The 12761-nt window shown below is 40.6% G+C and carries 6 protein-coding genes; 1 reads left to right on the top strand and 5 read right to left on the bottom strand.

Translation table 11 applies throughout. The annotated features are described in order from the left end of the window. Window positions 1-295: 295 nt before the first annotated feature. The 3 genes from ABXT59_RS02485 to ABXT59_RS02475 all read right to left on the bottom strand — a co-directional run bounded on the left by ABXT59_RS02485 (window position 296) and on the right by ABXT59_RS02475 (window position 5034). A complete protein-coding gene (locus tag ABXT59_RS02485; RefSeq protein WP_443637479.1) occupies window positions 296-1078 on the bottom strand; it encodes a putative 2OG-Fe(II) oxygenase in 783 nt (260 codons plus the stop codon). 27 nt (window positions 1079-1105) lie between these two features. After that, window positions 1106-2281: a tetratricopeptide repeat protein gene (locus tag ABXT59_RS02480; RefSeq protein ID WP_443637477.1), complete on the bottom strand. Its 1176-nt coding sequence runs from the start codon at window positions 2279-2281 to the stop codon at window positions 1106-1108. Between the two features lie 794 nt (window positions 2282-3075). Continuing rightward, window positions 3076-5034, bottom strand: a complete 1959-nt coding sequence (locus tag ABXT59_RS02475) for a tetratricopeptide repeat protein (RefSeq protein ID WP_443637476.1) — start codon at window positions 5032-5034, stop codon at window positions 3076-3078. A gap of 1257 nt (window positions 5035-6291) precedes the next feature. Here ABXT59_RS02475 and ABXT59_RS02470 point away from each other — a divergent pair. Then, on the top strand, window positions 6292-9147 hold the full coding sequence (locus ABXT59_RS02470; protein ID WP_443637475.1) for a tetratricopeptide repeat protein: 2856 nt from the start codon (window positions 6292-6294) through the stop codon (window positions 9145-9147). Window positions 9148-9729: 582 nt separating this feature from the next. On the opposite strand, the gene ABXT59_RS02465 is transcribed toward ABXT59_RS02470, so the two are convergent. Together ABXT59_RS02465 and ABXT59_RS02460 are read right to left on the bottom strand one after the other, a co-directional pair. Then, window positions 9730-12081 (bottom strand): tetratricopeptide repeat protein, encoded by a 2352-nt coding sequence (locus ABXT59_RS02465; RefSeq protein WP_443637474.1) that lies wholly within the window; start codon window positions 12079-12081, stop codon window positions 9730-9732. Window positions 12082-12414: 333 nt separating this feature from the next. Next, entirely contained in the window at window positions 12415-12645 is a 231-nt protein-coding gene (locus ABXT59_RS02460; protein ID WP_443637473.1) for a DUF6447 family protein, read from the bottom strand. Between the last annotated feature and the right edge of the window lie 116 nt (window positions 12646-12761).

The following is a 12761-nucleotide window of genomic DNA, read 5'->3' as shown; positions in this document are numbered from 1 at the left end:
AGTTACGTCTTTAAGTACCTAATCTGTCGCCCTGTACATGATAAAAACGCACCGATGCGTGATGGCCCTGCTGAAGGTATGATAATAATCTTCCCTGCTAATAGAAATCATTCTGTGATTTATCGTGGAGAAAAAATAAGGTTGACATTGGCGTTAATTTTTACAGTCTCTGACCTTTCATGGGTCCTAAAGTGCAGCTAGGCAATTAATTCAATTGTTTAAAATGTAGTAGCAGAACCCTACCGAGGCGAGCACATACTTTGGCCCTGCTCTACCATTTAGCAAAAAGCCACCGTTATGCCGATTGGGCACACGGTATGACATCAAATGCTAAAACAATACGGTCTTCTTCCGATTCAAATGGGATCGTGTGGTGGAGCAGTGATGCAGGGAAAAGACACAGGCTCCCAGTAATCACATCGATACTTTCACCTTGATTTTTATTCTCTCCTATTAGCTCTTCTTCTTCTATACAAACAACGAGATTGCCACTATCAGTCTTCGATTTTTCAGGAACGTTGATATAAATGCTTCCACTGATCCATCCAGTTTCATGCATATGGGGCCGCATTTCACCACCACTCTTCATGCTGATAAGCCAGCCATGAAGACGATAGTCTGTTGGCCAGGATGTAATTAATCCTTCTTGGCTATCTCTAAAACGAACGTGATACTTATCAATCTCTAAACGGAGAATTTTTTGGATATCCTTTGTAAGATCATATTCTAGGCTGAATAAATTACCTACCGTTTGATAACCATTAGTTAAAAGGCCCTGCCTTCTATCTGGAATCCTATGTTCATTTAAGATAGTTCTTACCGGACTAACAAATATTTTTTCAAAATCATATTGACTGCCTATCTCATTCTTTAATATGTAATTCAATGGATCTTTACAAAATAGATTCGACCTTTCTATTCCATATCTCAGGGCAGAACGACAGCCTAATGAGCCAATCATCGGATTGATTTCGCCCTGATTTATAAAATAATCTAATTGATCATAAAATCGTGTTTTTTGATCCTGATAATACAAACATTTCAATAAGTAATATTTGCTCCACTTAGCATCACTCAACTTAAAATGTACAGCAGCTTTTTCGTATTAACAAAGTCCCAAGAACAACAAGCCAAGGTTTGCATGGGCTTGAGCATAGTCTGGCTTTAACACTAACGCATGTTTGAAGCTATCTATAGCCGCATCCAGATCACCCTTATCACTTAAAATCTTCCCCATATTGTTATAGGCCTCAGCATTGTCGGGCTTAATCTTTAGGGACTGTTTATAACTGTTTAACGCCTCACCAAATTGCATTAACCTAAAATGACAAGCCCCAGCAATATTGTAGAGGGTGGATGAATTCGGAAATATTTTCAACATTTGACTAAGATTAAACAAAGTCTGTTGCAGCTGCCCTTGAGAGTATAGATCAAGGATAGGCTGTAACTTCTCAATTGGGGGGTCTTGTGGCGCTGACACTGCTTGCCCAGTTAATAGTTGGAGAGCTATTTGTGCTTTTTTATTCTTTGGAAACTTTTGGAGGATGTCTTGATAAGTGCTCATTGCTTCCTCTCGCATGCCGTCCTTAGATTTGCGCTGAGCTAATCTTAACGCCTTATCAAGCGTGGTCGTATCTAAAATATTGGACTGAGAAGAACTTGAGCCTGCAGTTTCCATTACATTGGCTCCATTGGCCGTCAACCCTCGGTCAGCAAGCAGTTGCCCTAGCTGGTCAAATGCCTCACCACTGACGCCTTGATCCTTTACCTGTTCAAATACAGCTTTCGCATCCGCTATTCTATTTAGCTTAATCAGAACATCAATGTAGCTTAGCCAGTATTGACCTAAGCTAGGATTAACTTCCAAGGCTGTTTTAAAGAATGGCAATGCCTCTTGGAGCTTACCAGCGCTAACGGCCAATACTCCCATGTTGTGATTCGTATCAGGATGTTTAGGCTGTGCCTTAAGTATAGCTGTATAAAGGCGGTCTGCTTCTTGAACCTGTCCCGCTTTATGGGCTTTAACAGCTTTGTGCAGGACTTCTTCTAATGTCAGTTCCATAATCATTCCATTCAAGGGGAGGTTGTTTTGGCCTTTGATGGTGGCTTCGTAGTACAACTCAAGTGCTCGTCTTTTAGCCGTTTTAAGTTCAAGTTCTTTAGATGCAACCCTATACCAAGTCCCATCATTCATTTTCGTGCAGGCATACAATCGGTCTCTGCGAGGTGGTTTGTTTGGTGAACAGCGTTTAGGTATGACTACGTGTGTGGCGTTGTGCATGGCAAAGTCACCGTAACGCAATTTATGCGCGGTGGTCAAAGTATGCTATAGAACTTTGGTTTAGTAAACCGAGGATAGGTGATTGAAATATAGTTAGGTAATGGTTCTCGGAGGCAGCCAATCTTCCAGTTCCTTTCCTTTGAGTGGCACTAAAAACCTTTGTTCTGGAAGCCTTTGAACGATACTACTAGCTTTCAGCTAGGTCAATCTTGTTTGAAACTACTGCAGAAACTACTACAGTTAAATACCCAGCAGTAGTAACATGGTTTTTATATTATTTAATATCAATAACTTATATCAGCCTCGTAGCACGTGTGTAACAAGTGTGTAAGTCCTTAATCACTCTGCACGTTTTTTCTACGTTTGCGTACCTATTGCAATTCAATAGTTCACACAATCTGCACTCGCACACTGTACGACGAAAAACGTTCTGAATTATACACGCTCTTCTGTTCACTTGTTCTTAAGTGTCAAACGTCTGCCAAACTGTGCTTGCTGCTCTATAAGCACATCTAACTCGCCTAGTTCAGCAGCCTCTCACAACTTACGCAGTTTATCAGCCACCTCAGCTTCGCTAGCTAGTTCGATGGCATTCTTACCTTTAGCAAACTCTAGTGGCTTGCTTCCATAACGTACAACAAGGTTGATTTTACCATCTACGCTAGCTGTCCACTAAGTTCATCAAGTATCGCGTTGAGCTTTGCCAACCTATTTTGTTCAGTTTTGGAAAGCTCACTTAGCTTGCGAGTTTCTGCTTTTTTACTTTTAAGTAAGTGTAGTAACTTAATGTTTGGCTAATTTTGCCTCTCTGGCATTAAATCGAACGAGACAATAATTCTGTCTGTCTCTGTTGTGAAAGGAATAGTTCTATGATGGAGAGAAGAAGGGAAAAAAACTATATCTCCTAGTGCTGGTTGATGCAGCATTCTCGGAGACTTTAAATCGGAATAGTTTTTGGTATTTAAGCTAAATTCTATCGCACCTTCATCTTTTTTTAGAGGCGGAACAACTTTTAAATAAATAACTCCGCTTAACCATCCACCAGGATGAATATGTGAATTCTGAAACCCTTGTTTCTTTAAAATCACATGCCATCCATGAAGATTTTTTTTAGATGGCCATTTTTTTATAAAGGAGCAAGACTCGTTTTGAAATTTTAAATAATATGCATCTAACTCATTTAAAATTATTGATTTAAGCTGGCTTACTTTTCCTGATGGGTTTGCAAATAAATTGATGTGCTTACGTGTTTGAAAACCTTTGACGGTAGTTTTTCCATGGGGCTCCCAAATAGTTTCTGCCTTATTCAGCTCCCCAATTACCCCTGTTACAAATGTATTAGCATCTTCAAGATGAGAGGAAATACTGGAGAAATGTATAAAGGATTGCGGATTTCGGCAAAATTCATGAGCAGTATTTCTCTTTTCCCGTTCAGAAATAAATGAAGAAAATGCCGCCACTCTTAAATTCCCATCATCAAATTCCGCCTGCATCTCAATTCTCTTGTAAATTTCGTCTATACGTCCCAACATATATAAGGTTTCTAAACTACACGCCCTCGATTTCTTGGTATCACACAAATCCACATCTCTTAATGCGGCATCAAATTGTTTTTTATCAAATAATAATTGCCATCTATTCATTAATGCTCCGGCAAAGTCAGGTTTCAACGCTATTGCTTGTGTATAGCTTGCTTCAGCTTCGTCTAATCTGCCCAGTTCTTTGAGCGTGTTACCCAAGTTGCTGTGGGCTAAGGCAAAGTCAGGTTTCAACGCTATTGCTTGTGTATAGCTTGCTTCAGATTCGTCTAATCTTCCGAGTTCTTTTAGCGTGTTACCCAAGTTGTTGTGGGCTAGAGCAAAGTCAGGTTTCAACCCTATCGCTTGCCTGCAGCTTGCCTCAGCTTCGTCTAATCTTCCTAGTTCTTGTAGCGTGTTACCCAAGTTGCTGTGCGCTAAGGCAAAGTCAGGTTTCAACGCTATCGCTTGCGTATAGCTTGCTTCAGCTTCATCTAACCTTCCTAGTTCTTTGAGCGTGTTACCTAAGTTGCTGTGGGCTTCGGCATCTTGAGGAGATAAAGTGACTACTGTTTGGTTAGCATTTACAGCTTCAGAATTTCGACCTGTTGCCTTAAATACTGCTCCTAATATCTTCCAACTGAAATTATGACTTGGGAAGTCGTGACTAATGGAAGTAGCAAGCTTTTCAGCGTCACTCAATCGTCCGTTTTTATAGTGCTCCAATAGACTGCCGAGTTGTTGTTGAGATGGATTGTTAGCCTTTAAGTTTTGTTTTGTTGTCTTCTTACTTGTCTTTTGTTCAGCTAATTTCTTACGCTTCTCCGAGAATGTTAAGCTATTCTTTTGTTCAGATAATGTAGACTTTGGTGCTTGTACTATTAGTGCTAGGCGCTCCTCCAAGGCATTTAATTTTTCTTTAGCCATACCCTGCGTTTTCGCCTGTTCAAAGACTTGCTTGGCATTCTCAAACTGTTTTTCTTTGATAAGTGCATCAATGTAACTCAGCCAAAATTGTTCTATCTTTGGGCTGGCTTCGAGAGCAGTTTTAAATAATGGCAAAGCTGCCTCGGCTTTATTAACAGAGACTGCTAATACGCCTAGATTATGGTTAGCGTCAGGGTGTGCTGGCTGGAACTGCAAGATTGCCCGATATAAACGTTCAGCCTCTTGAAGTTTGCCTTCTCGATGTGCGGCAACACCCTGCTGCAGTGCTTGTTCGATAGTCAGTTCCATTAAATACCTAATTATGTGGCTTACTAAATAGTTGAAGCATTTATTTTAATTCGTTATTACATGCATGTTGCATTTGTTTTTTTGATATAAGCATTGTATTAGTTTTTTGGGGATTCGAATAGCACGTTTTTTTGACGTCTAACTGCAAACAGTAACCTGTAAGCGTCAGCTCATCAAATAGCATCTAGCCCCAGCCTCACTATGCCAATCATTGATGACGTCAAACAGAATTATAGACAGCTGAAAACCGTGCATTAATGGGCATTTTCCAAACGCTCATTAAATGATTTGTTGATTGGGTAACGGCTTTTGAGGAGTGATGGGTTTGATAGCAGTTCGAGCTGCGTTGTTCGCTGCGTGTGCGTAGGCTTTTACGTGCGTACTTGTTCTCTTTAGGCAACCACAAGCGAAACTGCCAATACTCGCCTGCTTGTACACACAAGCTTCATCAAATATTGCTATTTCACCTTCAGCAAAGTTTTGTTTTTTTAAGTGCCAAGTTTGCTCGCAGAGTTACTATGATTTTCAGTAGTCACACGTTTATTCAACATTCTGTGTAACTGTAAGAGAAAACTTCAATGAAATCAATGAATTATTTTACGTGTGAAACAAATGTGTAAATTAAATAGCGTTTAATATCAATTACTTAAACTATGATAACTACTCCCAGCAGTTAACCCTCCACATCAGGTAAAACACAGGCACTTCTCACGTAAAACTAATCACCTAAACCACCACTGAAGGATCCCATATAAGGCCTCTAACAGAGCATCTGGGAGCACTTTAACTAACTAATGCTGCTCTCAAAAGGTCTGTTATCTCAAGCTGAATGGTATCTCAGGAGCACACAGGCATAGTTCAGAGGGGTGCAGGGGCACCACCCATAGGGGCGTTATTATTCATGTGCAGTGCGACAGATTAGGTGTTTCACCTGTAAACCAAATTCCATGTTCACCTAAGATGGAGTTAAGTATTCACCGATATGGTGTATACGTTGTGTTGGAATATAGGAGGTGTTGGGGGATAGGTAAGGTATATGAGAAGATTTCAAAGTGTTACAAGTACACTATTTCCTGTGGAATATTTGAAGTGGATGTATGGTAATTAATGAGTATTTTAATGCTATTTAGGTATCTAAGTAATTGGATAACTTCTTTGTTTAAGTATGGTACTGATGGTGCTAGCACTTAAAAAATGTATTCAAATAGATGTACTCTAATGATATTCTTATACCTAGAATACATCACGGAATGATTCATGGAACTGACATTAGACGAAGCTCTTCAGAAAGCTGTTGAAGCCCATAAAGCTGGACTAGTTCAAGAAGCAGACCGCCTCTATACAGCCATACTTAAGGCACAGCCTAAACACCCTGATGCTAATCACAACATGGGTGTGTTGGCCGCTGGTGTTGGTAAGGCCCAAGAGGCATTACCATTCTTTAAAACAGCCCTAGAAGCTAATCCCAGCATAGGTCAATACTGGCTAAGCTACATTGATGGTTTAATTAAACTAGATCGAATAACTGATGCGAAAACTGTATTTGATCAAGCTAAAAAGAAAGGAGCTAGCGGCGAAGCATTTAATCAGCGAGGAGCGAAACTGAACTTCAATAAAGGGACTAGTACATCTCTAGAAGCAGCTCAACTCATAAAAAAAGCCATCATTTATAGGGAAAATGGTGAGTTCGCAACTGCGATTAAACTCTTAACTAACTGTCTTTCTGAGTTTTCGGGTAGTGCTGAACTGTTATCGTTATTGGCACATTGTTATTTGTTGAACGATGATCTAGAAAACGTATCTTTTTATCTGGGTAAGGCTAAAGAAATTGATCCTCATGCTGTTTCAGTAGGATTAAATGATGTCAGGTTGCTTATGCAAAATAACAAGATGTCTGATGCCCTGGTTGTTGCAAGAAAAACAATGGAAATATTTCCAGAAAATGTTGAGGGTATGGGAGTAATTGGAGCTTGCTTAAGGGTCAATAAGGAGATTGATCAGAGCCTCTTATATTTAGATAAAGCGATCTCACTCAACCCAGATTACGCTGAAGCATTAATAAATAGGGGCCTTATTAAGCTAACCCAAAAAGATAAATTAGGGGCTCTCTCTGATTTGGAAACGGCACATAGACTTAAGCCACATATGAAACAGATTTGGGATCTAGTGATTTCTTTAAATGCAGAGCTCAACAATTTTGAACAGGCAATATCACTTCTATCCACTATGGCTAAATCTGATCCTAGCAACGAAAAGCACTTTGAAAATTTGGGGCGATGTCATCAATATTTAGGTAATTTAGAAGCAGCCATAAAAAACTACACACACGCCGTCAAGATTAAGCCTGACTTTGCTGAGGCCTATAGCAATATGGGGGTTACCCTGCAGGATAAGGGTGATCTAGAGGCTGCCATAGACAGCTACAAAAAGGCTTTAAAGATCAAGCCTGACTATGCTGATGCCTATAATAATTTGGGTGCTGCTCTGAGGGATAAAGGTGATCTAAAGGCTGCTATAGACTGCTATATAAAGGCTTTAAAGATCAGGCCTGACTATGCTCAGGTTTATAGCAATATGGGTGTTGCTCTGAAGGGGATTGCATTTACTAAACCAATCTCTGGTTTGATGGAAATAATAATCTCGTTACTTGATCAAAGAACTTCCTGCATGCCTTATACCATTGCACCAGCAGCAATTAGTCTTTTAAAATTAGAGCCTACTTTAAAAGAGCTTTTAGAAAAGCATTCTATAGGCACACTAAGGCAGTCGCTTCAGGAAATGACATCAACTTTTGCTGAATTGCCACTCCTGTCGAAATTAATGAGTGTTTGTCCTATTACTGATCTTGAGTTAGAAGCCATTCTAGTGGACATAAGATTGGCTTTATTGTCTTCTGTAGATGAAATTTCCATCTCTCCAGGAATATTGCGTTTCCAATCAGCATTAGCCCTCCAATGTTTTACCAATGAGTATATCTACAATCAGACCGATAAAGAGTCTGAATTACTTAAAACGCTGGAAGTTGTGATAGAGAAAAAGCTTTCAAATGATCAACAACCCAGTCCACAGTCCATCTTATGTTTAGCCAGCTACAAAGCTCTAAGTAAGTATAAATGGAGCGATTTACTCACCGTGAACACTGACATTGAAGAAGTTTTTGTAAGGCAAGTTCTAGAACCTAAAGAAGAAAGTCGCCTGAAAGCTAATATCCCAATATTGCAAGAAATCACTGATAAGGTATCGTCAAAAGTAAGGGAGCAGTATGAAGCAAACCCATATCCTAGATGGGTTAATTTAGGATTAACTTTACGTCCCAAAACCACACCTCAGCTATTTAAAGAGTTGAACCTGAGGATCTTTGATAATGCAGCAAATGATAGACCAGCTCCAAATATTTTAATAGCTGGCTGCGGCACTGGCCGGCATTCAATTGTTGTGGCATCAAGGTTTAAGGACTGCAACGTGCTTGCCATTGACCTAAGTCTATCCAGCTTAGCCTATGCTAAACGAAAGACAGAAGAACTGGGCTTGCAAAACATTGATTACATGCAAGCTGATATTTTAAGTCTTAACAAGCTTGATAAGAAATTTGACATTATTGAAAGTGTTGGTGTGTTGCACCACATGGATGATCCTATGGCTGGGTGGCGAGTTTTGACCGATTGCATAGAACCAGGCGGTCTTATGAATATAGGACTGTATAGCGAATTAGCTAGGCAGCACATTGTAAAGATACGAGAAGAAATCAGCCAATCAGGCATCGGATCAAGTGATAATGCCATGAAGTTATTCAGAACCGAAGCGATCAACTCAGATAAAGCGCATTATGAGCGAATACTAACTTCTGGAGACCTTTATAGTGTGAGTACATTTCGAGACCTTCTTTTCCACGTTCAAGAACATCGGTTTACGATATGTCAAATAAAAGACTGCCTGTCTGAACTAGGCTTGAAGTTCTGTGGTTTTGAATCAGATAAAATCGTTGGGGATTTCAAGCTAACTAATACTGGGCCAGATGATCCTTATGATCTCGATAAATGGGACTTATATGAAAAGGACAATCCACATTCCTTTGTTGGAATGTACCAATTTTGGTGTCAGAAGGTTACTTAGTCATGCTTAAAGTGCCAACTGAATAACTGGTTTACACCTTCAAAAATCTAATCTGTCGCACTGCACATTTATAATAACGCCTCGATGGGAGGTGGCCAACGCCTGCCCTCTAAAGTAGGACTGTGAGTTCTTGAGGCGCTATTTAGCTTGAGATAACAAACCTTTTGAGCGTAACATTAGTTAGTTAAAGTGCTCCTAGATACTCTGTTAGGGGCCTTATATGGGATGTGCATTGGTGGTTTAGGTGGTAGTTTTACGTGAGAAGTGCCTGTGTTTGGCCTTATGTGGAGGGCTAAATGCTGGGTACTTAACTGTAGTAGCCAACCCTTCACTTAAGGCAAACACAACCAGCTTTGCACTCAAAACAAGCACTAAAGATAGTACTGAAGGATCCCATATAAGGCCTCTAACAGAGCCTGTGAGGACACTTCAATTGACCAACGTAAGACTAAAAAGGGTAGTCATTTCAGGCTGCACAACACCTTAGGAACACAAGGGCATGGTTTAGGGGGTAGGCAAGGCCATAGGGAGTGCCTACGTTATTATTCATGGCCAGTGCGACAGATTAGCTGTCTCAGTTTGTCAACTAACGATCTGAGGGGAATTTAATTTTAGTGGCTCTATCATATTTGGATACGTATGGAATTCAGCCAGTACATTCCAGCGTTCGATCAAGCCTGATCTAAGGTATAAATAAGAGCCTGATTTCATAAACTGCTCTGTGTCTACTTGTGTGCGTTCCATTATTGTTATTTCAAAGTCAAACATCTTATCTAACATCGGCCTTATCGCTTGCAGGTCTATTTTAAACTGTTCTACATTCTCCTCAATATAACCAAAACGCACACTAAATGGGTGGAAGAGGGTACGCAATATAAATTGGTCGTCCTCAGAAAACACTGAACCTATTTTGCGCCTGATAGAGGTCTTTCCAAACGGCTCCATTCCATCTTTTAAGTAGTCAGGGCTATCTGGGTCGCCCCACCATTTTTTACCCTGTGCTGTCATCTCATAAAGACTTTCCGTCTCTTCAATACCGATCCAATCGCACAACGCTGGAATGGTTTTTCTAGGAAATTCCTTTAAATCCTCAAGACGTACTCCAACAGACCTTTGTTTGTGATGAATAACATTATCTATTTCAAAGAGCATGGAGATGATTTTAGTCGGAATATCAGTATATTCATTTTTACGAAAGTTATTTCTGACCCAAGATTCACAAGCCTGTATAGGTTCTCGTACCATCATGACCCAATTAGCATTGGGTGCTGACTGCACAAAATTAAGTTTTGCGTAGTAATCTGGGTTATGGATATGATAAAACATTAAGTGTTTATGATTAAAATCGTTCAGAACCCTATCATAGGCCATGTGTATTAATTTAAAGAAAACAAAAGCCTCAAGATGATCATTAAGGTCCATAAGGCGCTGCAGTTCTGCACGAAATAAGGCCTTGTCAACCCTAAGCAATTCGTCTCGTTGATCTCCAACATTTGCCATTCCTTCTTTTCGACCCAAGTTGGCAATACGCTTTGTACTTTTCGTTTCAATCGGACTTGGAGCGGAGGCATCGAATAGAACTTCGTAGGTTTCAATAAAGCGATCTGCCATCTCACTCCATCCACCTGACACTATTTTATCCCAGGTGGTTTTATTAAAGAATTCACTAAAATAAATACTAGGCATCGTAGATACTTCTGGGTGACCATCAATAAGGCTGTGCAGCAAGCCTGTGCCACTCCTTCCAAAATGGACTAGTGCCACTGTCTTATTAGGTCCGGTAATCTGAGGAAGAGGTTCTTTCGTCGTTACGTCTGGATTTCTGATGACGGTATTGTCCGCTTTGCTTAGGAGACTGCACACTTCATTTAGAGCTATTTCAGCGTTTCTCCCCCCTTGGTAAAGAATAAAACTCAACACACATTTTGCAATTTGAGCATACTTAGAACCTGCCTTCGGAGTAATCGTTGAAAGGAGCTCCTCGATGTCAGGAGTCTGTAACTTCATCACTTGGAGGGGTAAGATCAGATTATTCCATGCTTCAGCAAGCTCAGGCTTGATCTTTAGAGCCTGTTTACAGCTGTCCAAAGCAGCCACTAGATCACCTTTTTCCTTCAGGACAATACTCATATTACAATGGGCTTCAGCAGAGTCAGGTTTAATCTTTATAGCCTGTTGATAGCTACCTAATGCGGCCTCTAGATCACCCCTATCCCGCAGGGCAATACCCATATTGTAATAGGCATCTGCAAAGTCGGGCTTGATCTTTAATGCCTTCTGATAGACGTCTATTGCAGCATCTAGATCACCCTTGTCCTTCAAGGCAACACCCATATTGCAGTAGGCTTCAGCAAAGTCAGGCTTTATCTTTAGAGCCTGTTTGTAGCCATCGATGGCCGCATCAAACTGCTTTAGCCCTGCATTAGCAGCACCACAAATATTGTAGAGGACGACTGAATCTGGAAATTGCTCCAGCATTTTAGTGGCATGGGACAAGGCTTGCTGCAACTGCCCTTGAGTATAGAGATTGATGATAGGCTGCAATTGATCTTGTGGCGGGTCTGGAGAGACTTCATTTAGGGCATTAAGCCTTTGTTCCAACTGATCAAATGCCTTACCTTTGACTCCTATTCCCTTAGCCTCAAGAAGCAGAGCTTTGGCGTAAGTGATTCGATTTATCTTTATCAAAGCATCAATGTAGCTTAGCCAGTATTGACCTATGCTGGGATTGGCTTCTAGGGCTGTTTTAAAGAATGGCAGTGCCTCTTGCACCTGACCAACACTAACGGCCAATACTCCCATGTTGTGATTAGCATCAGAATGTTTAGGCTGTGCCTGAAGTATGGCTGTATAGAGGCGGTCTGCTTCATGAATCTTACCAGCCTTGTGTTCACCAATAGCTTTCTGAAGGGCTTGTTCCAACGTCAGTTCCATAAATCAGTCCGTGGTGTATTTGTGGGGGCAAGAATATCATTAGCACACATCTAAAAGAATATCTTTTATGTCTGAGCTGAGCAATAAACACGTTGGGGGAGTAGTCAGCAACAGCACTACAGGGCCTATTGGTACCCAATTAAAAAAGGTACTAAGAAATGGGGGATAGTGAACTACTGAAAGAATATAACGAACCCCATCATGGGCATGGACTCCAACCCTAAAATGCCTAAAGTGAGCATTAAAACACGCTGTGAGGACACAACAGAAGCTCTCAAATAGGAACAAAGAACCAACACACGTGAGCTTATTGGTTCTTCATGTTAAACAACTTTAATCTTTCTTGGCTTTAGCTTTAGCCTTGGCCTTAGGGGCTGCTGCCTTAGGCAACAAATCCTTCAGCGCGTTGGCGTAGGCATTACGGGCCGTTTGAGAAATGGCAAGATCAGTCTGCAGTGTAGCGATCCTTTGATCACAAACCTGCATCGAACCTAGCTCTGTTTTAGCTTCATCAGAAAGCGCATCTTCAGCGTAGGCTACGTCGTCAATGGTAATGGTAGACATAATTGTCTCCTTTTATTTATGAATTTGAAAAAATGTGTAAAAAAACCCTACTCAGGGATAAATCTGAGTAGGGTTTTTTAATGGGATCCTTGCAGTGGTGAGGCTGATATCACAGA

Origin of the sequence: Candidatus Njordibacter sp. Uisw_058, from assembly GCF_047730065.1 — a bacterium.
Classification (GTDB): domain Bacteria; phylum Pseudomonadota; class Gammaproteobacteria; order Pseudomonadales; family Balneatricaceae; genus Njordibacter.
Note: the sequence above shows the minus strand (reverse complement) of the source record. Positions and strands in the feature narration are given on the sequence as shown.